Annotated in this window: 22 protein-coding genes and 3 tRNA genes; 9 read left to right on the top strand and 16 right to left on the bottom strand. The window is 71.1% G+C overall.

Features of this window, described 5'->3' with window-relative positions:
• Window positions 1-181 precede the first annotated feature (181 nt).
• The 4 genes from AC1PME_RS12155 to AC1PME_RS12140 form a co-directional block, all read right to left on the bottom strand.
• Window positions 182-255: transfer RNA gene (locus AC1PME_RS12155), tRNA-Cys, on the bottom strand.
• Window positions 256-1186: 931 nt separating this feature from the next.
• Window positions 1187-1262 (bottom strand) — tRNA-Gly (locus AC1PME_RS12150).
• Between the two features lie 127 nt (window positions 1263-1389).
• A complete protein-coding gene (locus AC1PME_RS12145) occupies window positions 1390-2511 on the bottom strand; it encodes a 4Fe-4S dicluster domain-containing protein (RefSeq protein WP_481098108.1) in 1122 nt (373 codons plus the stop codon).
• Window positions 2512-2522: 11 nt separating this feature from the next.
• Window positions 2523-2831: a hypothetical protein gene (locus tag AC1PME_RS12140; RefSeq protein WP_481095999.1), complete on the bottom strand. Its 309-nt coding sequence runs from the start codon at window positions 2829-2831 to the stop codon at window positions 2523-2525.
• A 241-nt stretch (window positions 2832-3072) separates the two neighbouring features.
• Here AC1PME_RS12140 and AC1PME_RS12135 point away from each other — a divergent pair, with 241 nt between their 5' ends.
• The 7 genes from AC1PME_RS12135 (at window position 3073) to AC1PME_RS12105 (ending at window position 9994) form a co-directional block, all read left to right on the top strand.
• Window positions 3073-3516, top strand: a complete 444-nt coding sequence (locus AC1PME_RS12135) for a group III truncated hemoglobin (RefSeq protein ID WP_481095998.1) — start codon at window positions 3073-3075, stop codon at window positions 3514-3516.
• A gap of 44 nt (window positions 3517-3560) precedes the next feature.
• Window positions 3561-4967 (top strand): oxygen-independent coproporphyrinogen III oxidase, encoded by a 1407-nt coding sequence (hemN, locus tag AC1PME_RS12130; RefSeq protein ID WP_481095997.1) that lies wholly within the window; start codon window positions 3561-3563, stop codon window positions 4965-4967.
• A gap of 185 nt (window positions 4968-5152) precedes the next feature.
• A tRNA-Leu gene (locus AC1PME_RS12125) sits at window positions 5153-5239 on the top strand.
• A 406-nt stretch (window positions 5240-5645) separates the two neighbouring features.
• Window positions 5646-6221 (top strand): acrylate utilization transcriptional regulator AcuR, encoded by a 576-nt coding sequence (gene acuR, locus AC1PME_RS12120; RefSeq protein ID WP_481095996.1) that lies wholly within the window; start codon window positions 5646-5648, stop codon window positions 6219-6221.
• A 34-nt stretch (window positions 6222-6255) separates the two neighbouring features.
• Window positions 6256-7242 (top strand): acrylyl-CoA reductase (NADPH), encoded by a 987-nt coding sequence (gene acuI, locus AC1PME_RS12115; RefSeq protein WP_481095995.1) that lies wholly within the window; start codon window positions 6256-6258, stop codon window positions 7240-7242.
• Window positions 7243-7823: 581 nt separating this feature from the next.
• Window positions 7824-8516, top strand: a complete 693-nt coding sequence (locus AC1PME_RS12110) for an MtnX-like HAD-IB family phosphatase (protein WP_254458259.1) — start codon at window positions 7824-7826, stop codon at window positions 8514-8516.
• Between the two features lie 122 nt (window positions 8517-8638).
• The gene (locus AC1PME_RS12105) at window positions 8639-9994 is read left to right on the top strand and encodes an aspartate aminotransferase family protein (protein ID WP_420010221.1); all 1356 of its coding nucleotides are present in this window, start codon (window positions 8639-8641) and stop codon (window positions 9992-9994) included.
• Between the two features lie 65 nt (window positions 9995-10059).
• Here AC1PME_RS12105 and AC1PME_RS12100 read toward each other — a convergent pair whose 3' ends face one another.
• On the bottom strand, window positions 10060-11295 hold the full coding sequence (locus AC1PME_RS12100) for a beta-ketoacyl-[acyl-carrier-protein] synthase family protein (protein ID WP_481095994.1): 1236 nt from the start codon (window positions 11293-11295) through the stop codon (window positions 10060-10062).
• A gap of 6 nt (window positions 11296-11301) precedes the next feature.
• Window positions 11302-11577, bottom strand: coding sequence for an acyl carrier protein (locus tag AC1PME_RS12095; RefSeq protein ID WP_254458257.1), 276 nt, complete (start codon window positions 11575-11577; stop codon window positions 11302-11304).
• A gap of 112 nt (window positions 11578-11689) precedes the next feature.
• On the opposite strand from AC1PME_RS12095, the gene AC1PME_RS12090 reads away from it, so the two are divergent.
• On the top strand, window positions 11690-12757 hold the full coding sequence (locus AC1PME_RS12090; RefSeq protein ID WP_254458256.1) for a GNAT family N-acetyltransferase: 1068 nt from the start codon (window positions 11690-11692) through the stop codon (window positions 12755-12757).
• Between the two features lies 1 nt (window position 12758).
• Window positions 12759-13637: an arginase family protein gene (locus AC1PME_RS12085; RefSeq protein ID WP_254458255.1), complete on the top strand. Its 879-nt coding sequence runs from the start codon at window positions 12759-12761 to the stop codon at window positions 13635-13637.
• A gap of 322 nt (window positions 13638-13959) precedes the next feature.
• Here the strand turns inward: AC1PME_RS12085 and AC1PME_RS12080 are convergent, their stop codons facing one another.
• The 10 genes from AC1PME_RS12080 to AC1PME_RS12035 all read right to left on the bottom strand — a co-directional run bounded on the left by AC1PME_RS12080 (window position 13960) and on the right by AC1PME_RS12035 (window position 23214).
• Complete coding sequence (locus AC1PME_RS12080) at window positions 13960-15213, bottom strand: DegT/DnrJ/EryC1/StrS family aminotransferase (protein WP_254458254.1); 1254 nt, start codon at window positions 15211-15213, stop codon at window positions 13960-13962.
• Window positions 15203-15601, bottom strand: coding sequence for a DMT family transporter (locus AC1PME_RS12075; RefSeq protein ID WP_017914161.1), 399 nt, complete (start codon window positions 15599-15601; stop codon window positions 15203-15205). Before AC1PME_RS12075 ends, AC1PME_RS12080 begins: the two co-directional genes overlap by 11 nt.
• On the bottom strand, window positions 15598-15960 hold the full coding sequence (locus AC1PME_RS12070) for an EamA family transporter (RefSeq protein ID WP_254458253.1): 363 nt from the start codon (window positions 15958-15960) through the stop codon (window positions 15598-15600). The genes AC1PME_RS12075 and AC1PME_RS12070 overlap by 4 nt, the downstream gene beginning before the upstream one ends.
• Window positions 15960-16787, bottom strand: coding sequence for an alpha/beta hydrolase (locus tag AC1PME_RS12065; protein ID WP_254458252.1), 828 nt, complete (start codon window positions 16785-16787; stop codon window positions 15960-15962). Before AC1PME_RS12065 ends, AC1PME_RS12070 begins: the two co-directional genes overlap by 1 nt.
• Before the next feature lie 93 nt (window positions 16788-16880).
• Window positions 16881-17783, bottom strand: a complete 903-nt coding sequence (locus AC1PME_RS12060; RefSeq protein WP_307550890.1) for an HlyD family secretion protein — start codon at window positions 17781-17783, stop codon at window positions 16881-16883.
• Window positions 17780-18544: an ABC transporter ATP-binding protein gene (locus AC1PME_RS12055; RefSeq protein WP_254458250.1), complete on the bottom strand. Its 765-nt coding sequence runs from the start codon at window positions 18542-18544 to the stop codon at window positions 17780-17782. Before AC1PME_RS12055 ends, AC1PME_RS12060 begins: the two co-directional genes overlap by 4 nt.
• Entirely contained in the window at window positions 18541-19674 is a 1134-nt protein-coding gene (locus AC1PME_RS12050; RefSeq protein WP_254458249.1) for an ABC transporter permease, read from the bottom strand. The genes AC1PME_RS12055 and AC1PME_RS12050 overlap by 4 nt, the downstream gene beginning before the upstream one ends.
• Complete coding sequence (locus tag AC1PME_RS12045) at window positions 19674-21092, bottom strand: efflux transporter outer membrane subunit (protein WP_307550886.1); 1419 nt, start codon at window positions 21090-21092, stop codon at window positions 19674-19676. Before AC1PME_RS12045 ends, AC1PME_RS12050 begins: the two co-directional genes overlap by 1 nt.
• Window positions 21089-22510, bottom strand: coding sequence for a sensor histidine kinase (locus tag AC1PME_RS12040; protein WP_481095993.1), 1422 nt, complete (start codon window positions 22508-22510; stop codon window positions 21089-21091). The genes AC1PME_RS12045 and AC1PME_RS12040 overlap by 4 nt, the downstream gene beginning before the upstream one ends.
• Complete coding sequence (locus AC1PME_RS12035) at window positions 22507-23214, bottom strand: response regulator (RefSeq protein WP_242159902.1); 708 nt, start codon at window positions 23212-23214, stop codon at window positions 22507-22509. Before AC1PME_RS12035 ends, AC1PME_RS12040 begins: the two co-directional genes overlap by 4 nt.
• Window positions 23215-23510 lie beyond the last annotated feature (296 nt).

Genomic DNA, 23510 nt, shown 5'->3' with positions numbered 1-23510 from the left:
GCGCCGCCCGCGTGTGGCGCAGTGCGAGGGCGCGCTTGTCTACCGCGGCTGGCGTGGCGCTGTGTTGATCATTCCAGCGGCGCCATGACGCCATGGCGTCACCTGCATGGCTTGGCGCAATGCGGAAATCACGAACGCAAAAAGGGCCGCAAAGGCGGCCCGATTCGCTGCATCATCAAACTGGAGGCCTGGGTCGGAATTGAACCGGCGTACGCGGATTTGCAGTCCGCTGCATAACCACTCTGCCACCAGGCCGGTGGACGGATGTCTTGCCGCAACGCCTGTAGCGCCTGACAAAACAAAGCCCCGCTGGCGGGGCCCTTGTGGCGGGAACTGGATACTGCCCTGTAGCAATAATCCAACGTGTTGATTCAAAAGATGTTTTGAATCAGTCCAGCGCACAACGGACTGCATTGTGTACTAAGCCCCCCTGGCTTGGCAAGCCTGTGCTCCAGACTGTTATGTCTGGTCGTCCTCTTGCTGGTCGTGGTGAATTCGCGATTGGCTCAGTGCGATTGGTAGCGATATGCGCGCCAGTACGCCTTCGCCAGTGTTGCGTGGCTGTCGCGGTCCCGCGTCGCTGCTTGCCGTAGTGGCAGTTGTCGTCGGCGTCGCAGTTGCTGAGGTAGATCTTGTCGGCGAGATCGCGCGGGTTCGAGGCCGGGCTCCAACGGTCGCGGAGCAGCGCGTCGAACAGGGTAAACGCGGGGGCCACGGTGTGCGCGGCGTCCGGGTCGTCGCGGTTGGCTCGAGGGATTTGCTGTAGCTCAGGGGTGGCGCCCAGTCGTTCGCGGCCATGTAGGTCAGGCCGGCGCGCTTGCTCGCCTTGCGTTCGGTGCCGTTGCCGGCACGATCTGCTTCGCCCAGGCAGTGGCTTCGCCATTCGATCCTGATGCCTTTCCCGCCGTGCGCCGGGTGGCGACCGGCAGCGGCAGCGCCGGCTACGGCTGTGCGTGTCTGACGCTGCGCGCGCGGGCCGACACTCAGGTGGCCCGCATCCTCGCCGCGTATTCCCTGTCGCTGGCGACCTTACTGGCTACAAGGCAAGGAACTGGAGAATCCGCCAAAGTAGAGTGTCGCCACGGTACGCGCTCGGTGTCGCTCCGTCGGTCGCGGAAACGAAAAAAGGAGCCGAAGCTCCTTTTTTGGATTTCCATTCGCAACGCAGGATGCGAATGAAGCGATTTGGAGCGGGAAACGAGACTCGAACTCGCGACCTCAACCTTGGCAAGGTTGCGCTCTACCAACTGAGCTATTCCCGCTTGGGAGGCGGCATTCTACACGCCTGCCCAGGGGCGCGCTAGCCCTTCTTTGCAAAAACATGTCCGCTGCCGGTCCTGGCAGGTGGGGGCCGCCTCTCGGCGTGTGCAATGCCGCAGCGGCGCCGGCTCACGCCGCCAGCCACCACCAGGCCAGCAGCGCCGCCAGCAGCATCGCCGCGCCGCCCAGCAGCCGCGGCCGCCGCCAACCGCGCCGTGGTTGGCGGTCGATGGCATTGGCGCCGGCCCGGCGCAGCAGACCGCGTGCGAACCCATGGCGATCCATGCTGCGGTCGCAGGCGTCGATGCAGGCGCCGCAGGCGGTGCAGGCGTAGTGCGCGCCGTTGCGCGGATCGATGCCGGCCGGGCAGGCCTGCAGGCAGGCGTCGCAGGCCACGCAGTCGCCGAGTTGCTCGGCGCTGAACTTGGGCAGGGTGCCGGCATACGCGGCCAGGGCCTCGCCGCGGCTGCCGCCCTGGCCGGCGAGCTGGGCGATGCTGGCGCGCAGGGCATAGTCGCGGGCGGTGACGGGGTCGAGCAGGCGCCGCCGGCGCTGGGCGACGCTGCCCAGGCCGCATGCGCGGGCGCCGCGCGGTTCGCCGCGCATCGCGTCGTAGCCGACCAGCGGCGTGTCGCGGTCGCACAGTAGCGGTTGCAGGCGCGCGTAGGGGCAGAAGTAGCGACAGGCCTGGCTGCGCAGGAAGCCGGCATTGCCCCAGGTGGCCAGTGCGTAGAACAGCACCCAGAACGTCTCCCAGCCGCTCCAGGCGAACGGATGCAGGCGCGCGACCAGGTCGGCGATCGGCACGAAGTAGCCGACGAAGCTGACTCCGGTCCACAGCGCCACCGTTGCCCACAACAGATGCCGCGCCGCGGCGGGCCAGTCGGCGAAGCGACGCTCGATCCAGGCGAAGGCATGGCTCCACACCGTCTGTGGGCAGGCCAGGCCGCACCACAGGCGCCCGGTCAGGGTGGTCAGCAGCGCCAGGACCGCGGCGGCGACGGCCAGCGCCAGCAGCAGCCAGCCGACGTCGTGCGGCCACAGGGTTCGGCCGAACAGGTCGAAGCGCCGCGCCGGCAGATCCAGCAGCAGGGCCTGCCGGCCCTGCCAGCGCAGCCACGGCAGCAGGTAGAAGGCGGCGAACAGCAGCCACAGCACGACACGCCGCACTTGCGTGTAGCGCTGCGGCGGTGCCGGGCTCGCCTCCGTGGCAGGACCGGTGATCAGGCGCAGGGGGATCGGGCGGGGCAGGCGCATGGTGCTCAGGACAGTGGCGTGGCGTCGCCGTCGTGCGGCGTCGGGCGCAGCAGGAAGCCGGTCAGCAGGCTAGAAGCCAGGGTCGCCAGCCAGAACATGAAGAAGCCCACCGTGTAGCCCAGCTCGCGGCTCAGCTGGCGGCCGGGGAAGGTGATGTCGCGCAGCGCCAGCGGATCGACCAGGGCGAAGAACAGCACGCTCATCGCTCCGGCGACGAGGAAGCTCGGCCACAGGATCACCCCCAGCCGCTGCACCAGGGGGCGCGGCGTGCCGGGATCGAGCGGGTCCAGCAGCGGATCGTCGGGAGAGGCCATGACGGTGGGTTCCATCGCGAAAGAGGGATGCGGCATGCGCCAAGGGGGCAGCAGCGCCACAAGCGCCACACACGTCGCCGCGCCTGCCAGCCGCCTGGCCGCCGATCCCCCGTCGACACCGGCGTCGGCGCATGCCGCAGCCGCAGACTAGGCAGCGCGGGCCGCGCCGACATTGATCCTGATCAAGGCCGCCGCCGCGCCGGCATGGAGACTGGTGGGGTCGAGCGACGCGGAGCGCAGCATGCAGGACGAGATCGTGGGGATGCTCTTGCCGGGGCCGGACCTGTGCAGCGAGGCCGAGGTGCGGGCCTTGGTGGAGGCGTTCTACCGCCGCGTGCGCGCCGATGCGGATCTGTCGGCGGTGTTCGCCGCGCACATCGAGGACTGGGATGCGCACCAGCAGCAACTGTGCGATTTCTGGTCGGCGATGCTGCGCGGGACGCGACGTTTCCGCGGTGCGCCGATGCCGCGGCACATGGCCATGCGCGAACTCAGCGCACTGCTGTTCCAGCGCTGGCTGGGCCTGTTCCGCGCCACCACCGCCGAGCTGCCGAACGCGCCGATGCGGCTGTTGGCCGACGCCATCGCCCAGCGCATCGCCGAGACCTTCTGGCGCCGCCACCAGATGAGTTGGCGGCCGTTCGAGCCGGTGTCGCCGCTACCGCCGGCCGCGTGCGCGGATTGATCCAGGTCAAGGCGGCCGCGCCGGGTGCCGCGCATGCTCGGCGCATGGACCTCCTCTCCGCGCCCGATCCCTCCGCCGCCTGGACCTTCGACGCCGACCTGCTGCGCCGCTACGACCGTCCCGGCCCGCGCTACACCTCGTACCCGACCGCGCCGCATTTCCAGACCGGCTTCGGCCCGGCGCAATTGTTCGCCGCGGTGCAGGCCAGCGATCCGCGGCGGCCGCTGTCGCTGTACGTGCACGTGCCGTTCTGCCGAAATCCTTGCTTCTACTGTGGCTGTCACCGGGTCATTACCCGCGACCCGCAGCGCGGCCACGCCTACGTGCAGCGGCTGCTGCGCGAGGCGGCGATGATGGCCGCCTGTTTCGAGGGCGAGCGCGAGGTCGTGCAACTGCACCTGGGCGGCGGTACGCCCAACTTCCTCGCGCCGGAGCTGTTGGGCGAACTGGTGCAGGGCCTGCGCGGCCTGTTCCGCTTCAGCCAGGCACCGGACCGCGAGATGTCCATCGAACTGGACCCGCGCACGGTGACGCCGCAGGACATCGCCGCGCTGGCCGCCCTGGGCTTCAATCGCGCCAGCCTCGGCATCCAGGACTTCGACCCGCTGGTGCAGCAGGCGATCAACCGCCGCCAGGGCGTGCACGAGACCCTGGACATCCTGCGCGCCTGCCGCGTGCACGGCCTGCGTTCGGTCAACGTGGACCTGATCTACGGCCTGCCGCGGCAGACCCCGACCGGGTTCGCGCAGACCCTGGAGACGGTGATCGCGGCGCGCCCGGACCGCCTGGCGGTCTACGGCTACGCGCACATGCCGCAGCTGTTCAAGGCGCAGCGGCGCATCGCCGAGGCCGACCTGCCCGACGCCGAGCAGAAGCTGGCGCTGCTCGGCCTGGCGGTGCGCAGGCTGTCGGCGGCCGGTTACCGGTACATCGGCATGGACCACTTCGCGCTGCCGCAGGACGACCTGGCGCGCGCGCAGCGGCAGGGCGGCCTGCACCGCAACTTCATGGGCTACACCACCCACGCCGACACCGACCTGCTCGGCCTGGGCGTCAGCGCGATCAGCCGCATCGGCGCCAGCTACAGCCAGAACCAGCGCGACCTGCCTGCCTGGGAAGCGGCGGTGGATGCCGGTGACAGCCCGGTATTGCGCGGCCTGCACCTCAGCGCCGACGACGCCGTGCGCGCCGAGCTGATCCAGCAACTGATGTGCCAGGGGCGGGTGGACGTGGCAGCGCTGGCGCGGCGCCACGGCATCGACTTCGCCAGCTACTTCCGCGAGGAATTGCGCGCGCTGGCTCCGCTGTGCGCGGACGGCCTGGCCGACTACCGCGACGGCGTGGTCCAGGCTACCGCCCGCGGCCGCCCGTTGCTGCGGCTGATCGCCATGTGCTTCGACCGCTACCTGCGCCAGCCCGACCAGCCGGCACGCTATTCGCGCGCGATCTGAGCGCCGCGGGTTCCCTTGCCGTTGGCATCCCCGGTGTCGCCGTGGCGGCGGCGCCGGGGACTTTTCGGTGGAGTTGTGAGGGGGGCGATGTCGACAGGCCATGTCCCGAGTCGCGCAGCGTGGCGGATCGGTATCGCCCCGCAGTTCACAAGCGCCGCGCGATCAGGCACGCTACGCCCCAGCAAGCCCGGATGGCGAAACTGGTAGACGCATCGGACTTAAAATCCGCCGGGGGCGACCCCATGCCGGTTCGATTCCGGCTCCGGGCACCATCGGTGCGTAAGCGTTTGAGTGCTCAGGCGGCTCCGATCGCCTTCGCTACTGTGCGGTCTTTGTGCAGCCCACTAAGAGCGGCTAAAAAAGCTGTTTGAACACGTCTGTTGAGCCGTCCCTGTGCGGCGATGGCTCGCCGTGAAGACATCGGCACAGCGCCATGCAAGCGCATCCAACCCTTGATCCCGCAGTGCCGCCTTCGCCCAAGCGCGGCAGGCCGCGCGTAGACGAGCAAAGCGCACTCGGCGGAATCGTTATGTGCTGCGCACTGGCATCCCCGACCGGTACGCCAGCGTACCCTTGGCTCTGTATTTATTGAGACGGCCGGTCTAATATCCGGGCATGGAGCCTCCAATCGCCTCAGTGCAAGCCCGCCGCGGGCGGCCGCCACGGTCGGAGCGCGCGTTGCAGGACACGCGCGACCTGCTGTTGCGCGCCGGTCTCGAAGTGTTGACCAGCCAGGGCTATGCGGCCACCGGCATCGACGCCGTGCTGTCCCGCGTCAAAGTGCCGAAGGGATCGTTCTATCACTACTTCAGCAGCAAGAACGCGTTCGGCCTAGCGGTGCTCGAGGCGTACGACGCCTATTTCCTGCGCAAGCTCGATCGTCATCTGCAAGCCGACGAGGTGCCTGCCTTGCAGCGTCTGCAAAGCTTCGTCGAGGACGCCCAGGAGGGCATGGAACGCTTCGAGTTCCAGCGTGGCTGCCTGGTCGGCAACCTCGCTCAGGAAGTGACGACGCTGCCCGGCGACTTTCGCGTGCGTCTGGATGCCGTGCTGCTGGGCTGGCAGCAGCGGGTGGCCGACTGTCTGCGTTTGGCGCAGGCGGAGGGCGTGCTGGCCGCGCATGCAGATGCAGATGCCCTTGCGGCGTTCTTCTGGATCGGCTGGGAGGGCGCGGTGCTGCGTGCACGGCTGGCGTGCAGCGTCGCGCCGATGCAGGTGTTCGCGCGGGGCTACTTCGCCGGACTGCCGCGATAAATGGGTTTTCTTTCTATCTCATCAAGGAGTGCTCATGTTCAACGCCATCCTCATCGACAAGGACGATGCCGGTTATCGCGCTGCGCTGCAGCCGCTGGATGAAGCGGCCTTGCCGCCGGGCACGGTCACCGTGGAGGTCGCGTACAGCACGCTCAACTACAAGGACGGATTGGCCATCACCGGCAAGGGGGGCGGCGTCGTGCGTCGCTTCCCGATGGTGCCGGGCATCGACCTGGCCGGCACCGTGCTGCATAGCGAAGATCCGGCCTACCGCGCCGGCGATGCGGTGCTGCTCAACGGCTGGGGCGTGGGCGAGAAGCACTGGGGCGGCCTGGCCCAGCGCGCACGCGTGGACGGCGATTGGTTGATTCCCTTGCCGCAGGCACTGAGTGCCCGCCAGGCGATGGCGATCGGGACGGCCGGCTACACGGCCATGCTGTGCCTGCTCGCATTGGAGCGCCACGGCCTGCGTCCCGAGCATGGCGAGGTGCTGGTCACCGGCGCCAACGGCGGCGTCGGCAGCTTCGCCATTTCCCTGCTGGCGCGCCGCGGCTACCGCGTGGTGGCCTCCACCGGCCGTCCGCAGGAAGCGGAGTATCTGAAGGCGCTTGGCGCGCAGGAGATCGTCGACCGCGCGACGCTGTCGCACCCAGGCAAGCCGTTGCAGGCCGAGCGCTGGGCCGCAGCGATCGATTCGGTCGGAAGCCACACCCTGGCCAACGTATGCGCCGGTACGCGCGCCGATGGTGCAGTGGCGGCATGTGGTCTGGCGCAGGGCATGGAATTTCCCGCCACCGTCGCGCCCTTTATCCTGCGCGGGGTCAGCCTGCTCGGGATCAACAGCGTCACCCGTCCCAGGCACGAGCGCATCGAGGCATGGTCGCGGCTGGCGAAGGATCTGGACCTGTCACAGCTCGACGCCATCACCCGCGACATCGGCCTGGGTGAGGCCATCGGCGCGGCACGCGATCTGCTCGACGGCAAGGTGCGCGGACGCTTGGTGGTGGACGTCAATCGCTGAGGGGAGGGCGATCGCCCCAGCGGCGGATCTCGACCGCTGCGCCGTGTGCAAGCCACCGGTCGGCCCGCCATACCCGCCGGTCGACGCCGGCGGTGTGGCGCTTCTTGAAGCTGTGCCCGGGGGCGCATCCGTCGCCGCATGCGGATGCGGTGCTGGCGCCAAGGCCCAATGGAGCCGGGCCCGGCGTTGCTGCTTGCTTCCCTGACAGACATGGGCCGCCCTGCCGAACGCGGTGAGGCGCCTTCGGCGTTGGAAGTGAGGTCGTTTATGTCCCGATGGGGAATGGCGTGCCTGGGCGGGCACGGCGTCGCTCCGTCCTGGACGGATGTCCACGTTTGCGAGCTTCCTCGCCGTAAACACGCGCAACTGCGCCGCGGCATGCTCTGAAATGAAGGCCGCTCCCAGGGGGCGGACGCGAGCGTCTTCGCGTCCTGATCCCGGGCTACCGCTGCCACGCGCCAGTGCCGGGTATGCGCCGGCCTACCACGCCCAACGTGAACGCTCCGCTTTCTTTCACCTGGCCGAAAGGAGTGCGAAAGACAGCGTGCCTAGGCTCTGCCCCCATCAGCCGGAGAGCCACCTTGCGCGCCCAATGGAACATTCTTTGCGATTTTGACGGTACCGTGTCCCTGCAGGACGTGACCGACAGCCTGCTCGAGCACCTCGGGCGCCCCGGTTGGCAGGCGCTGGAGGACGACTGGGTCGCCGGTCGGATCGGCGCCCGCGAGTGCATGAGCAAGCAGGTCGCGCTGCTCGACGGCGACGTCGATGCGCTGCACCGGGTGCTGGATGCGGTGCGGATCGATCCGGCCTTCGTGCGCTTCGTGGCGCAGGCCGAGCGCCTGGGCATCCCGCTGAGCATCGTCAGCGATGGCCTGGACTACGGCATCGCCCGGATCCTGGCCCGCCACGGCCTGCACCATCTGCCGATCATCGCCAACCGCCTGCTGCGCACCGATGCGGGCCAATGGCGCATGGCCTCGCCGCATGCGCGGCCGGATTGCCCCAGCGGCACCTGCAAGTGCGCGGTCATGGCGCAACAGCCGCCGGAGCGCGCGACCTTGCTGATCGGCGACGGCCGCTCCGATTTCTGCCTGGCCGGCAAAGCCGACCTGGTGTTCGCCAAGGACGGGTTGCTGCGTCACTGCCGCGCCAACGGGATCGCCCATTGCGCGATCACCGGTTTCGACGACGCCATCGCCCTGTTGCCCGACCTGGCCGTGCCGGCCACGGCCGCCGTGTCCTTCCCGCTTCCCGTCACCCAACGAGCCTGATCCCGATGAACCGGAATGTTTCGCTTTCCTCGCTCGCACCGCTGCATGGCGATGCCGCGCCCGATCCGGAGGCGCTGCTGCGCACCGGCGCCGACCACCAGCGCGCGCTGAGCGATGCGCAGATGCTGGCCGACGAGGCCCAGTACTGCTCCTATGGCGACACCGTGCACTACAGCGAGCCGCCGCGCATCTTCGGCCGCTGCGACGGCAGCTACCTGTACGACACCGAGGAGGTGCCGTACCTGGACCTGCAGATGTGGTACTCGGCGGTCAACTTCGGCTACGCCAATCCGCGCCTGAACCAGGCGCTGACCCGCCAGATCGAGACCCTGCCGCAGGTCGCCAGCCAGTACCTGCACCCGACCAAGATCGAACTGGCCAAGACCATCGCGGTCGACGCCGAGCGCAAGTGGGGCCGCAAGGGCCGCGTGCACTTCAACGTCGGCGGCGCGCAGTCGGTGGAAGACTCGCTGAAGCTGGTGCGCAACGCCAGCGCCGGCAAGAGCCTGGTGTTCGCCTTCGAAGGCGGCTACCACGGCCGCACCCTCGGCGCCTCGGCGATCACCTCGTCGTACCGCTACCGCCGCCGCTTCGGCCATTTCGACCGCGCCCAGTTCATCGAATTCCCGTACCACTTCCGCGGCCCCAAGGGCATGTCCAAGGAAGAGTACGGCGAGCAGTGCGTGGCCAAGTTCGAGCGCCTGTTCGAGACCGAGTACAACGGCGTGTGGGATCCCAAGGCCGGGCAGTGCGAGTACGCGGCGTTCTACGTCGAGCCGATCCAGGGCACCGGCGGCTACGTGATCCCGCCGCCGAACTTCTTCACCGGTCTGAAGCGGGTGCTGGACAAGTACGGCATCCTGCTGGTGGTCGACGAAATCCAGATGGGCTTCTTCCGCACCGGCAAGCTGTGGGCGATCGAGCATTTCGGCGTGACCCCGGACGTGCTGGTGTTCGGCAAGGCGCTGACCAACGGCCTCAATCCGCTGGCCGGCATCTGGGCGCGCGAGGAGCTGATCAACCCGACCGTGTTCCCGCCGGGTTCGACCCACTCCACCTTCGCCTCCAACCCGCTGGGCACCGCGGTCGGCCTGGAGACCATGCGCATGCTGGCCGAGACCGACTACGAGTCCATGGTGATGGCCAAGGGCGCGCACTTCCTGGACGGCCTGCGCGACCTGCAGAAGCGTCATCCGGAAATCGGCGACGTCGATGGCCTGGGCCTGGCCCTGCGCGCGGAAATCTGCCAGGCGGATGGCTTCACGCCGAACCGCAAACTGCTCGACACCATGGTCGACATGGGCCTGGAAGGCGAGCTGCGCCACAACGGCAAGCGCATCGGCCTGATCCTGGACGTGGGCGGTTACTACAAGAACGTGATCACGCTGGCGCCGTCGCTGCACATCAGCCACGAAGAGATCGACCTGGGCCTGTCCTTGCTGGACCAGTTGCTGACCCGCGCCAAGCAGGTCGCATGAGCCGGGCGGGAGACGACGCGCGCGGTTCGCGTTGCCTCCCGCCGTTCGCCGCGGCGGCGGGCGCTTCAGCCCGCCGCGCGCAGCGCGATCACCGCATTGAGTCCGCCGAAGGCGAAGGAATTGCTCAGCACCGCCTGCACGTGGCGGGCGCGTGCCTGGTTGGGCACGTAGTCCAGGTCGCATTCCGGATCGGCATCGAGGAAGTTGGCCGTGGGCGGGACCACCTGCTCGCGCAGCGCGCCGAGCGCCGCCACCAGTTCCAGCGCGCCGGCCGCACCGAGCGCATGGCCGTGCACCGCCTTGGTCGAGCTGACCGCCAGCACCTCCGCGTGCGCACCGAATACCTGACGCAGCGCCTTGGTTTCGCAGCGGTCGTTGGCCTGCGTGCCGGTGCCGTGGGCGTTGATGTAGTCGATTTGTTCCGGCGCCAGGCCGGCATCCTGCAGCGCCTGGCGCATCGCCGTGGCGGCGCCGTCGATGCTGGGCGCGACGATGTCGCCGGCATCGGAACTCATGCCGAATCCCGCCAGTTCCGCCAGCGGCCGCGCGCCGCGGGCGGCCGCGTGTTCGGCGCTTTCCAGCACGAACATCCCGGCGCCTTCGCCCAGCACCAGGCCGCTGCGCTGCGCGCAGAACGGCCGGCAGGTGTCGTCGCTGACCACCCGCATCGCTTCCCAGGCGCGGATCAGCGGCAGGCTCAGGCAGGCTTCGCTGCCGCCGGCGATGGCCACGTCGGCCAGGCCGTGGCGGACCATCAGCGCGGCCTGGGCGAGGGCGTGGTTGGCCGAGGCGCAGGCGCTGGACACGGCGAAGGCCGGGCCGCGCAGGCCGAAGGCGATGCTGATCTGGCTGGCCGGGGCGTTGGCCATGCTGCGCACGATGGTCAGCGGATGCAGGCGTTCGGCCTGGTCGCGGTACAGCCGGCGCGATTGCTCGTCGCGGCTGAGTTCGGCGCCGACGCCGGTGCCGACCACCACCGCGCAGCGCGCGCCGAGCGCGGCATCCACGCGCAGGCCGGACTGGGCGACCGCCTCGCCGGCGGCGACCAGGGCCATCTGGGTCATGCGGTCGAGCTGGCCGGGGGCGATGCCGCCGGTCTGCGTGGCGTCGGGCGCGAACCCGGGCAGGGTCGCGGCCACGCGCATCTTCAGGGTGCTGAGCGGATCGGGCGAGGGCAGGGCGGCGATGCCGCTGCGGCCGGCGCGCATCGCGCTCCACAGCGCCTCGGCGCCGAGGCCGAGCGCGCTGACCGCGCCCATGCCGGTGATGACGACGCGCCGCGCGTGCGGAGAGGCGCCCATGACGCGTCAGTGCGCCGGTTGCGCCGCGCCGGTCGCCGCCTTGGCCGCCAGGGCGTCCTCGACCGCCTGCACCAGCTTGCCGAGCGAACCGTCGTCCAGGTTCGGGTCGCGCTGCGGGAAGGTGATGTCGAAGTGCTCTTCGATGTCGAACAGGATTTCGATGGCCTCGAGCGAATCCACGCCCAGGTCCTGCAGCTTGGCATCGGGGGTCAGGCGCGCCGGGTCGATCTCGCCATGCTTGGCGACGATGCTGTGGATTTGCGACTCGATGGACGGGGTCATGGCAGTGCTCCGCGAAATGAAGGGCCACCGTGCGGCACCCGCCGCCGGTGGATCGCACGCTGCGGCCTGGGCCGCAGCATCCATTCTCCACGCTAGACGATCAATCTTGCAGATGCCTTTCGTCAACCAACTCGAGCCGCAGGCCTTGCAGCGGCAGTTCCTGCAGCACCCGCCGTCCGGCTTCCTGATCCAGCCCCTGGAGCACGGGGTGCCGGCCTTCGAGGCCGATTTCGACCTGCTCACCACCGCCGAGCCGGCGCTGCGCGCGCGGGTGGCGCGGCTGCCGCTGCAGCGCCTGTGGCAGCGCCTGCTGCGGCCGCGCACCAGCTTCGTCGGCAGCACCGTCAGCGAATACGCTTGGCTGCCGCGCGCGGCCGATCCGGCGCAGTTGCCGCGGCAGTGGCGCGCGCAACTGGGCCGGCGCCGGGCGCTGATGATCGTCAAGGACGTGCCGCAGCGCTCGCCGCTGCTCGATGCCACCGACAACGCCTGGGCGCAGGCGTTCCTGGACGCCTGCGAGCGCACTGGCTACGTGCTGCTGCGCGGGCAGGCGCTGGCCTGGGTGCCGATCGACTTCGCCTCCACCGACGAGTACCTGGCGCGGCTCTCGCGCGGGCGCCGGCGCAACATCCGCCGCAAGCTGCGCTCGCGCGCCGAGCTGGAGATCGAGGTGCTGCCGACCGGCCCGGCCTTCGCCGATCCGGCGCTGCGCGCGCACTGCTATGCGCTGTACCAGGAGGTGTATGCGCAGAGCGAGATCCATTTCGACCTGCTTACCGCGCCCTTCTTCGATGCGCTGCTGACCGACGCCGACTCGGGCGGGCAGGTGTTCGTGTACCGGCACCAGGGCCGCATCATCGGCTGGAACCTGTGCTACGTGCATGAGGGCCGGCTGCTGGACAAGTACATCGGCCTGCACTACCCGGATGCGCGCGAGCACAACCTGTACGCGCTGAGCTGGATCGAGAACCTCGACTACGCCTGCCGCCATGGCCTGACGGCCTATGTCGCCGGCTGGACCGATCCGGAAGTGAAGGCGCAGCTCGGCGCCAGCTTCACCTACACCTGGCATGCGGTGTACCTGCGCAATCCGCTGCTGCGCGCCGTGCTGCGGCGGCTGCGGCCGCTGTTCGAATCCGACGACGTCGGGCCGGCCGCCGATGCCGCCGAGGAGGACTGAGATGCGCACGCCGGTCCTGCTCGATCTCGACGCGTCGCTGGGTGCGGTGCCCGACGCCGTGCGCCTGCCGCTGCGCGACTGGTGCGACGGCCTGCGCTTCGCCTGTTCGATGGCGCGGCTGCGCCGCTTCGGCGCCGCGCTCGACCAGGCGCTGCCGGCGCAGTACGGCACGGTGCTGCTGGGCAGCGGCGATTTCCACCACTTGAGCCTGCCGCTGATCGTGCGCCTGGCGCAGCGCGCGCAGGCGCCGCTGCGGGTGGTGGTGTTCGACAACCATCCGGACAACATGCGCTTCCCGTTCGGGGTGCACTGCGGTTCGTGGGTGCGGCGCATCGCCGCGCTGCCGCAGGTGGCGCAGGTCGAGGTGGCCGGCATCACCTCCGGCGACGTCGGCTCCGGCCATGCCTGGGAAAACCATCTGTTGCCGCTGTACCGCGGCAAGCTGCGCTACTGGTGCAGCGGCGTCGATGTGGGCTGGGCGCGGCGGCTGGGCCTGGGCCGGGCGGTGCGCGGCTTCGCCAGCGTCAGCGAACTGAGCGACGCTTTCGTCGACCACCTGCGACGCACGCCGATGCCGACCTACCTGTCGCTGGACAAGGACGTGCTGGATCCGCAGGACGTGCGCACCAACTGGGACCAGGGCCAACTGCGCGTGCCGCAGTTGCTGCAGGCGATCGACGCGCTGCGCGGGCAGGTGTGCGGCAGCGACATCACCGGCGAGGTCTCGCTGGCCCATTATCCGCAGTGGTGGAAGCGCAAACTGGCGGCGCTGGACGCGCAGCCGGAGCCGTCGCCGGCGGATCTGGCGGCGTGGCAGGCGCAGCAGCACGCCTTGAACCTGCGGTTGCTGGCGGCATTGGACGCGGCCAGCGTCGGCTAACCCGACCGCTGCCAAGGCGGTGCCTCCTGGGCGTCGTGGCAGCGACAGGCGCCAGGATGCAAGCCTCGCGCGGTTCGCTTGCGGCCGATGGCCGCTACGGTCGTTCGATGGGGCGCGTGGATCGCGGAGGCGGACTGCCGGACACCTCCGGTGGGCTGCTTTTGTGACAACCAAGCAAGAGCGCAGGTCGTGCCGTGGGAGCGGCTTCAGCCGCGACGGGCGTTACCGGTCATGTCTGTCGTGGCTGAAGCCGCTCCTACAACAGAGGACGCTTCCCGTCGTTACCGGTTGCGCGTGCTGGCGAATGCCGCCCCGTCGCGGGTCAGGCGCTCGGCGCAGCGGCGTGCACCAGGTCTAGGTCCAGCGGCGCCGGCCCGACCGTGCCGGCGCAGGCCGCCTGCAGGGTGGCCACGATGCTTTCGAAGCGTGCCTCGTCCAGCCAGGGGCTGTTGCTGATGCTCAGGCAGCGCGCGGCGAAGTCGCTGGCGTTGGGCATCGGCGTGCGCGCGACGATGCCGTCCAGGTAGTCGTAGTCGGGCAGGGCATGCACGAACGGCACCGCCACGCCCAGCCCGCGCGGCCATAGTGCGGCCAGCACCGCTTCGCGTGCGGCCGCATTGGGCAGCAGCACCATCAGGATCGGCCAGCTGCCCTGGGCGCCGGGGGAGTCGGCGATCACGCTCAGGCCGGGGATGCCGGCCAGGCGCGCGCTGCGGCGCCGGCCCTGTTCGCGGATCTGCGCCAGGAACGCCGGCCAGCGCGCGCTGGCGCGCACGCCCACGCCTTCGCGCCAGGCGCCGACGGCATGCTGGGCGATGGCGGTGCCGAAGCGGTCGCCGGCCGCGCCCACGCGGTCGCCGCGGCGCAGCGCGCGGCGCACCGGCAGGCCGTAGGCCCAGCGCAACGGCTGCGGCCGGTACAGCGCGGCGTAGCCGAGCAGTTCGAGGCTGCGCCGCAACTCCCAGCGCCAGTCGCGCTGGCCCAGGCGCGCGGCGGTGTCGGCGAGGTCGCGCTGCAGCGGCGCATGCCGCGACATCAACAGCCCGCCTTCGTAGAGAGTCAGGCCCTTGCCGGCGGCCAGGCTGCAGAAGCCGATATCTCCGCCCAGGCCGGCCGGGCGGCCGTCGGCGTGCACGCCGCCCAGCGCCTGCGCCGCGTCCTCGATCAGCAGCGCGCCGCAGCCCTCGGCGGCGCGGCGCAGCGGCGCCAGGTCGGTCAGGCGTCCGCCCAGATGGGTGGCGATGATCGCCAGGGTGTCGCTGCCGCAGCGTTGCGCCAGCTGCGCCGGGTCCAGGTCCAGCGAGCCGGGCAGCAGATCGCACAGCACCAGCTGCAGGCCGCAGTGCGCCACCGCCAGCGCCACCAGCGGGCAGGTGTAGGCCGAGACCAGCACCTGCCGGCGTCGGCTGGCCGCGGCCAGGGTGCGCAGGGCCACGATCAGCGCGGCGGTACCCGAGCAGGTCAGCAGCGCCTGCGGCAGGCCGAGCGCGCTGGCCAGGCGCGTGCGCGGGCGGCCTGGCCACAGGTCGCGCCACTGCAGCGGCAGGCCGGCGGTCGGCGGGATCTCAATGCGCATCGGCAGGGTCCGCGCGTTCGCCGATCGCCAGGCAGACGATGCCGCCGACGATCAACGCCGCGCCCAGCGCCTGCAGCAGGCCGATGTGTTCGTTGAACCACCAGGCCGACAGCAGCATCACGCTGACCACTTCCAGATGCGAGGCGGCGAAGGCCGGGCCGATCGGCGCGTGCTCGAGCAGCTTCATCCAGGTGAAGAACGCGCCGATATAGCCGAGCAGCGCGGCGTACAGCCATGGGCTGCCCAACAGGCGCAGCACCCAGGCCAGTTCGGCCTGCGGCGGGAACGCATGGGTGCCGGCCAGCTTGAAGCCGATCTGGGCCAGGGTGTCGAAGCTCAGCAGCAGGGCGAAGCCCACCGCGTAGCGATGCAGCGGCGGCCGGCTCACGAGCCCAACCCCACCACCGCCACGCCGGCGCTGACCAGGCAGATGCCGGCCACCTGCATGCGCCCCAGGCGTTCGCCGAACAGCCAGCGCCCGGCCAGCATGATCGCCACGATGTTGATCGAGCCCAGCAGCACGCCGCGGCCCAGCGGTACCAGCGACAGGAACGCGGTCCAGGCCAGGAACTCGAACACGTAGCAGCCCACGCCCAGCCACAGCTGCGGCTGGGCGGCCATGTTCCGCCAGCGCGCCATGCCGCTGCCCTGCGGGTGGCTGGCGACGTACTTGAAGGCGAGTTGGCCGGCGGTGTCCAGCGCCACCGTCGCCAGCCAGATCGCCACCACCGGGCCGGTCATCGCCATCAGGCGGCGGCCTGCTGCGGCGCGGACAGGGCGGCGAAGAACCGCGCAAGGCGCGCGCCGAGCACGCGCCGTTCGCGGTCCAGGGTGATCATGTGGTAGCTGTCGTGCAGCAGCAGCAGTTCGGTCGGCCCGGAGACGTTGGCGATCACCAGCCGCGCGTTGCGCAGGTCGGCGATGTCGTCCTCGGTCGCGTGCGCGACCAGGCACGGTGCGACCACCTTGGGCAGGTTGCGGCGCACGTCGCGCGAGAGCAGGTACATCTCGGCCAGGGCGTGCCAGGGGTTGCCGGGCAGGCCGGCGGCGCTGCTGTCGCCGCCGAGCATGGCGCTGCTGACCTGGGCGCGGATGCGCTCGTCGCGCAGGCCGTACGGCGGCTCCTCCAGGAACATGCGGCGCTTGCCGATGCCCAGGCGCTTGAACCACGGCAGCAGGAACGCCAGCCGCGCGCGCTTGGGGATGTTCCAGCCGTCGTAGCGGAAGGTGGCGCCGAGCACGCCGACCCCGTCCACCCACTGCGGACGCTCCTGCGCCAGGCGCAGCGCCAGCAGCGCGCCCATCGACAGCCCGGCCACGAACAGCCGGTCGACCTGGGGCCGGATCCGGGCCGCTGCGGCCTCGACGCTGGCGTACCAGTCGCGCCAGCCGGTGGCCAGCAGGTCGTCCTCGTCGCCGCAGTGGCCGGCCAGTTGCACGCCGTAGACGCTGAAGCCTTCGCGGTTCAGGCTCTTGCCGAGCAGGCGCATCTCGCTGGGCGTGCCGGTCAGGCCATGGATCAGCAGCACGCCGTTGCGGCCGCCCTCGAAGTGGAACTCGGCAGATTGGATCATCGGAATGGACGCGGCTGCGCAGTCTCGTTAATCCGTGCAGGGTGGCCGCTGCGCGTTTCAGCAGCCTTTCGCCGCGGCCGCGGCGTGCGATGTTCAGCGCTTGGCCGCGGCCGGGTTGCGGAAGCGTACCAGCACGCGCTGGCCCAGGCGCAGGGTCGAGGGCTGGGTGAAGGCCAGCACGCAGGCCACGCTGCGGTCGTTGCCGGCGGGCGTGGCGTCGTCGTGCAACTGGGTGGGACCGTAGGCCGGCGCCAGCCAGCGCACCACCGCCTCGCCGAGCACGGTCTGGCGGCCGTCGTCGCTGATCACCTCCGCGGCCATGCCCGGGGTGACGCTGCCGGCATAGCTTTCGTTCAATTCGGCGCGGACCAGGCGCGGCGCATCCGGCAGCAGGGTCAGCAGCGGCGCGTTGGCGTCGCTGCGCGCGCCGACCGCGGCCGACAGCTGCAGCACGCGGCCGGCCACCGGCGCCTGCAGCCGGTACTGCGCGCGTTGCAGCTCGGCCGCGCGCACCTGTGCGTCTGCCAGGGCCGCATCGCTGCGCGCGCTGTCCAGCGCGTCGACCAGACTCTGCACCGCGTCGCTGGCGTCGTCGGCGCTCTGGCCGTCGCCGGCGCCCAGGCGCGCGGCCTCGGCCAGCCGCCGTTGCTTCTGCTGGGCGCTTTGCAGGCGCTGCTGCAGTTGCTTCAGGTGGGTGGCCGCGGCCTGCGCGCGGGTGCGGGCGATGTCCAGTTCGACCGCGGCGGCGCGGTCGTCGCCGGCGACCAGCAGGGCGCCTTTTTGCACTGCGTCGCCTTCGTGCACCGGCACCTCGCGCAGGGTCGCGGCGACCGGCAGGCCGAGCTTGAGCACGCCGCCTTCCACGTCGATGCGGCCGCGCGCCACTGCCAAATAGGCGGCGGGGGCGGCAGCCGGCGCGGCGGCCGGCGTGCGGTCCGAGGGCGCGCATGCGGCCAGCAGCAGGCTCAGCAGGGGCGCGGCGGCGAACGCTTTCATGGGTCGGGATTCCGTGAGGGCAGGGGCGAGGGCGGCGCGTTCACGCGGCGGTCGTCGAGGATGCGGCCGTCCTCCATCGACAGCACGCGGTCGGCGTGGCGGATCAGGCGCGGGTCGTGGCTCACGCACAGCACCATGGTGTTGTGGCGGCGTGCGATGCGGTGCAGCAAGTCGATCACGATCTGGCCGTTGCCGGCGTCCAGCGCGCTGGTCGGTTCGTCGGCGAACAGCAGCGCCGGGTGCTTGGCCAGCGCGCGGGCGATCGCCACGCGCTGCTTCTCGCCGCCGGACAGTTCGGCCGGGCGCAGGTGCTGGCGGTGGGCGATGCCGACCTCGGCCAGCGCTTCTTCGGCGCGGCTGCGCACCTCGGCGGGCGCCAGGCCCATGTACTGCAGCGGCAGCCGCACCTGGTCCAGCGCGCACAGCGCCGGAAAGAGATTGAAGCCCTGGAAGATGAAGCCGGTGTGGCGCAGGCGGAACTGTTCCAGCGCGCTGGCGCCGAGCGCGCCCAGTTCCTCGCCCAGCGCCAGCACCTGGCCGGCATCGGCGCGCTGCAGGCCGCTGAGGATCGACAGCAGGGTGCTCTTGCCGCAGCCGGACGGGCCGGAGATCAGGGTCAGTTCGCCCGGCCACACCTGCAATTCCACGTCGCGCAGCACCGGCGTGCGCAGGCTGCCGGAGACGAAGCTCTTGCACAGCCCGCTGCCGCTGAGGGTGGCGGCGGCCGGGTGCAGCGCGGCAGAGGCGACGATGCGGCTCATCGCAGCAGCAACGCTGGATCGGCGCGGCGCAGCCCGCGCAGCGCGGCCAGGGCCGAGACCACGGTCAGCAGCATCACCGCGCACACGCACAGCCCCCAGCCGCCGGCGTTGAACGCCACCGGCACGTCGTGCGCGCGGGCCAGCGCGACCAGCGCCGCGCCCAGCGCGCTGGCGCCGATCAGGCCCAGCGCGCCGACCCAGGCCGCCTGCTCCAGCACCACCCAGCGCAGGTTGCGCATGCTCACGCCCAGCGCGTTGAGCGTGGCGTACTCGCGCGCGGCGCCGAGCACGGTGCCCAGCAGGGTCTGGCTGGTGATGGCCACGCCGACCAGCAGCACGATGCCGCCCAGGAACAGCACGCCGGAGCCGGCGCCGGTGTCGAACATCCAGAACAGGATGCTGCGCCGGGCGAAATCGTCGGCGCTCCAGGCTTCCACGCGCGGCCGCGTGACCGCGCTGTCGATCGCCTGCGCCACCGCCTGCGGGTCGGCGCCGGGGCGCAGCTTGGCCACCATGTAGGTCGGCCAGTCCGGATGCGCGGTGTCGCTGTTGAGCGCGCGCGCGGTGTCCAGCGAGGCCAGCACGTTGACCCCGCCCAGCGCGCGCAGGCCGCGGCCGACCCCGATCACCCGCACGCGGTGGCCGTTGATGCGCGCGCTGCTGCCGACGGCGACGCCCAGCTTGTCCAGTTCCGCGCGGTCCACCACCACAGTGTCCGGCTCGCGCAGCGCCGCGCGCAGGGCCGGGCTGAGCAGGCGCGAGAACATCAGCCCGCCGTCGCGGGTGTCGATGCCGGAGATGTAGACCGAGACGGCACCGGTGTCGCCGGGGCCGCGCCAGTCGCCGTCGAACCAGATGAACGGTTCGATCTGCGCCACCCGCGGGTCCAGGTACAGCGGCGCGGCCGCGTCCGGGTCGATCGCGCGGCCCTGGTCCACGCTCTGCGTGCCGGGATAGCCCAGCCACAGGTCGGCATCGGAGCCGGAGACGTAGACGCTGGCGCTGCCGAAGATGCCCAGCACCAGCGCGGTCTGCAGCAGCAGCAACAGGCTGGCGAAGCCCACCGACACCACCACCGGCAGGAAGCGGCGCCACTCGTAGCGCAGGGTCTGGCGGGCCAGCGCGACCATCAGGGCTGCGCGCCTTCGCGCTCGCTACCCGGGATCGGCGCGGTGGCGCTGCCCAGTGCGGTGTGCAGGGCGACGTAGGCCAGGTCGCGCTGGCGCTGCGCGTCCAGCAGTTCCAGGTCGGCCTGGTCGCGCGCGGCCTGCTGCGTGGCCACCTCCAGGTCGCTGCCCAGGCCCAACTGCCGGCGCTGTTGCGCGACGTCGCTGGCCTGCTGCTGTGCCTGCAGCACCTGCTGCTGCGTCTCGACGTTGCGCCGCTGCTGTTCGAGCGCGGTCAAGGCGTCCTCGACCTCGTTGACCGCCGCCAGCACGGTCTGCCGGTAGGCCAGGGTCGCCGCTTCCAGCAGGTCGCCGCGTGCCTTGGCCTTGGCCTGGCGGATGCCCCAGTCGAACAGCGGGATGTCGATCACCGGGCCGAACGAGGCGATGCCGTGGGTGGCGGTGCGGCGATGGGTCAGCAGGCTGGTCGACCAGCGGATCGCGCCGCCCAGGCCGATGCTGCCGTAGCGGTCGGCACGGGCGATGCCCAGGGCGCCGGCGGCGCTGATCACCTCGGCCTCGTGCGCGGCGATGTCCGGGCGCCGCCGCAGCAGGTCGGCCGGCACGCTGTCGACCGCGGCGATCTGCAGTTGCCCCGGCGCGGTGGTGGCCGCGGCCGTACTCCATGCCGGGTCGGGCGTGTCGCGGCCCAGCAGCACCGCCAGGCGCCGCGCGGCCGCGGCGGCGGCGTCGCGCGGTTCGTTCACCGCGCTCTGCGCCTGCAGCGCCGCGGCCTGCGCCTGCGCGGCGCTGGCCGGCGTGGCCAGATGCAGGTCGACCAGGGTCTGCTGCAGGCTGGCCTGGCGCTGGCGCGCGGTGGCGATGTCCTGCAGCAGGCGTTCGGCCTGCTGCGCGTGGCGCAGGTCGATCCAGTTGTGCGCCACGTCGGAGATCGTCGCCGCGCGCACCTGCGCCAGGTTGGCCTGGGCGCTCTGCAGGTCGCCGCGGGCCATGCGGTTGGTGGCTTCGCCGCGGCCGAACAGCGGCAACTCCCATTCCGAATCGACGCCCACGACCAGGAACGAGGCGCTGGCGTCCGGGTCGATCGGGTCCTCGGTGCGCGCGCGCAGCTGCGGCCGCAGGGTCGCGTCGGCGACCGCGTCCAGCCGCCGCGCCGCGCGCAGCCGCGCCAGCGCCTGGCCGACCTCGAGATCGTCCCGCAGCGCCTGCGCGACCAGCGCGTCGAGCTGCGGATCGTGGAAATCCTGCCACCAGGCGCTGCCCGGCGGGCGCGGCACGGCCGCCTGCGGCGTCGCGCTGCTCCACTGTGCGGGCAGCGACGGCTGGCGCAGGTCGGGGATGCGCTGGCTGGCGCAGCCGCCCAGCGCGAGCGCGGCGGCCAGCGCCAGCAGCGCGGCCGGGCGGGGGCGTAGGCGGCTCATGCCTGCGGCTCCGCGCCGGCCGGCAGGTCCAGTTCCGCGCGCAAGCCGCCCAGCGCCGAGCGCCGGTAGCGCAGCGTGGCGTGGTGGCGGGCGGCGATGTTGGCGACGATCGCCAGGCCCAGGCCGGTGCCGCCTTCGGGCGCGTCCGGGGCGCGGAAGAAGCGCTCGCCCAGGCGCGGCAGCAGGGCATCGTCGATGCCGTTGCCGGCGTCGTCCACGGCCAGGCGCACGGACAGCGCATCGCGCCGCAGGCTGACCGTGACCACGCGGCCGGCGGCATGGCGGAAGGCATTGTCCAGCAGGTTGTCGAGCAGCTCGCGCAGCGTATAGCTGTCGGCGGCCACCCAGGCCGCCGCGTCGTCGTCGCCGCCGTCGTAGCCCAGGTCCACGCCGGCGTGCAGCGCGTCGGGGATGCGCTCGGCCAGCGCCTGCGGCAGCCATTGCGCCAGGTCCAGCGGCAGCAGCGGACGGATGCTCTCGCGCGGCGCCTGGGTGCGGGTCAGCGCCAGCAACTGGGTGGAGGTGCGGGTGGCGCGGTCGGTCAGCTGGCGGATGTGCTGCATCGCCTGCGCGGTGTCCTCCGGGCGATGGCTGGCCTGGGCGCGTTGCACGTGCATGCTCAGCCCGGCCAGCGGCGTGCGCAACTGGTGCGCGGCGTCGGCGAGGAAGCGCTCCTGCAGCGCCATCATGTGCTTGAGGCGGCCGAGCAGGCCGTCGATGGCCTGGGTCAGCGGCAGGATCTCCACCGGGATGTCCGGGCCGGACACCGGGCTGAGGTCGCGCTGGCTGTCGTCGAGCCGGCGCACCGCCGGCTCCAGCATGCGCAGGCCGACCCGCACGCCGTGCCAGACCAGCACCAGCAGGGAGCAGGCGAGCAGCAGTTCGGTCGGCAGCATCAGCATCAGGATCTCGCGGGCGCGGCGGTGGCGATCGTCCAGGGTCTCGGCCACCGACACGGTCAGCCAGTCGCCCGGCTCCAGCGCCGAGGGCAGCAACAGGCTGGCCACGCGCACCGGCACGCCGTTGTCCATGTGGTCGTCGTAGAGCATCACCCGGCCGACCTCGACCGGATCCGGGCGCGCGGGAATCGGCTGGGTGCTGCCGCTGATCACCCCGTGGCGGCGGCTGTCCAGCTTGAAGAACACCCGGCCGTCGCTGCTGTACTCCAGCAGTTGCCGCGCCTGCAGGGTCAGCGGCATGCGCTCGCCGGGGTCGTTGACCGCGTTGGCCAGGCCCTGCGTGTCCTCCTTCAGGTCCATGTCGTGGACGTGATTGGTGTACTTGAGCATCAGCAGGTAGAACAGCGCCGAGACCACCAGCATCAGCAGCATGGTCGGGATCAGCAGGAACGCCAGCAATCGCCGGCGCAGGCTGGGATGGCGGTATGCCGGCGACTGCGCGGCCGCGGTCGCGCTCACTGCGGGATCTGTGCGTGGTCGGCGGCCGGTGAGGCGGCGCGCGACTCCTCCAGCAGATAGCCCAGGCCGCGGATGGTGCGGATGCCGACGCCGGCGCCATGCAGCTTGCGGCGCAGGCGGTGCATGGAGATGTCCAGGCCGTTGTCGGTGATTTCGTGTTGCCAGTCGCACAGCGCCTCGGTCAGCTGGCTGCGGCTGACCACGCGCCCGCTGCGCAGCAGGAGGGTTTCCAGCAGGGCGAACTCGCGCGCGGTCAGGTCCAGCGGCTGGTCCTGCAGCCACACCCGGCGCCCGGCCAGGTTGATGCGCAACTGGCCCAGCACCAGTTCCGGCACGCCGCCGCTGCTGCTGCGGCGCAGGAGCGCGCGGGTGCGGGCGAGGAACTCGGACAGTTCGAAGGGCTTGATCAGGTAGTCGTCGGCGCCCTGGTCGAGCGCGTGGATGCGGTCTTCCACCGCGTCGCGCGCGGTCACCACCAGGACCGGGATCTCGTCGCGGCGCGCGCGCAGGCGTTGCAGCACCTGCAACCCGTCGCGACGCGGCAGGCCCAGATCGAGGACCAGCAATTGATAGCTTTCGCTACCGAGCGCGCGTTCGGCGGCGGCGCCATCGCTGACATGATCCACCACGTGGCCGCACTCGGCGAGCGAGTCGCGCAACGCAACGGCAATGGACGTATCGTCTTCGGCGACCAGAATGCGCATGGCGCGGAATGCTTGCAACGGGGATGTGGGAAAACCGTCGTAATCGGCGGTCGCGAAGGCGCTACGATGGGATTCGTTAATGTAGCGTCGATGACGATTGTGCGGCAGGCGACGAGGCCTTGTCATCCACGGCCCCGCAGGCGCCGGGTGGAGGCGTCGCTGCGGCCATGTCGGAAAAGTCCTACACGCGGACGCGGTGTCGGCCGATCGTCACGGCCCGCGTGCCCAGGCACCATGCACCTGTCGGCAACGTCACCGCTCCCGCGCCAGGGAGACGGGCTCGCACGGAATCGAAC

The sequence above is a fragment of the Xanthomonas sp. NCPPB 901 genome (genome assembly GCF_056725085.1).
Note: the sequence above shows the minus strand (reverse complement) of the source record. Positions and strands in the feature narration are given on the sequence as shown.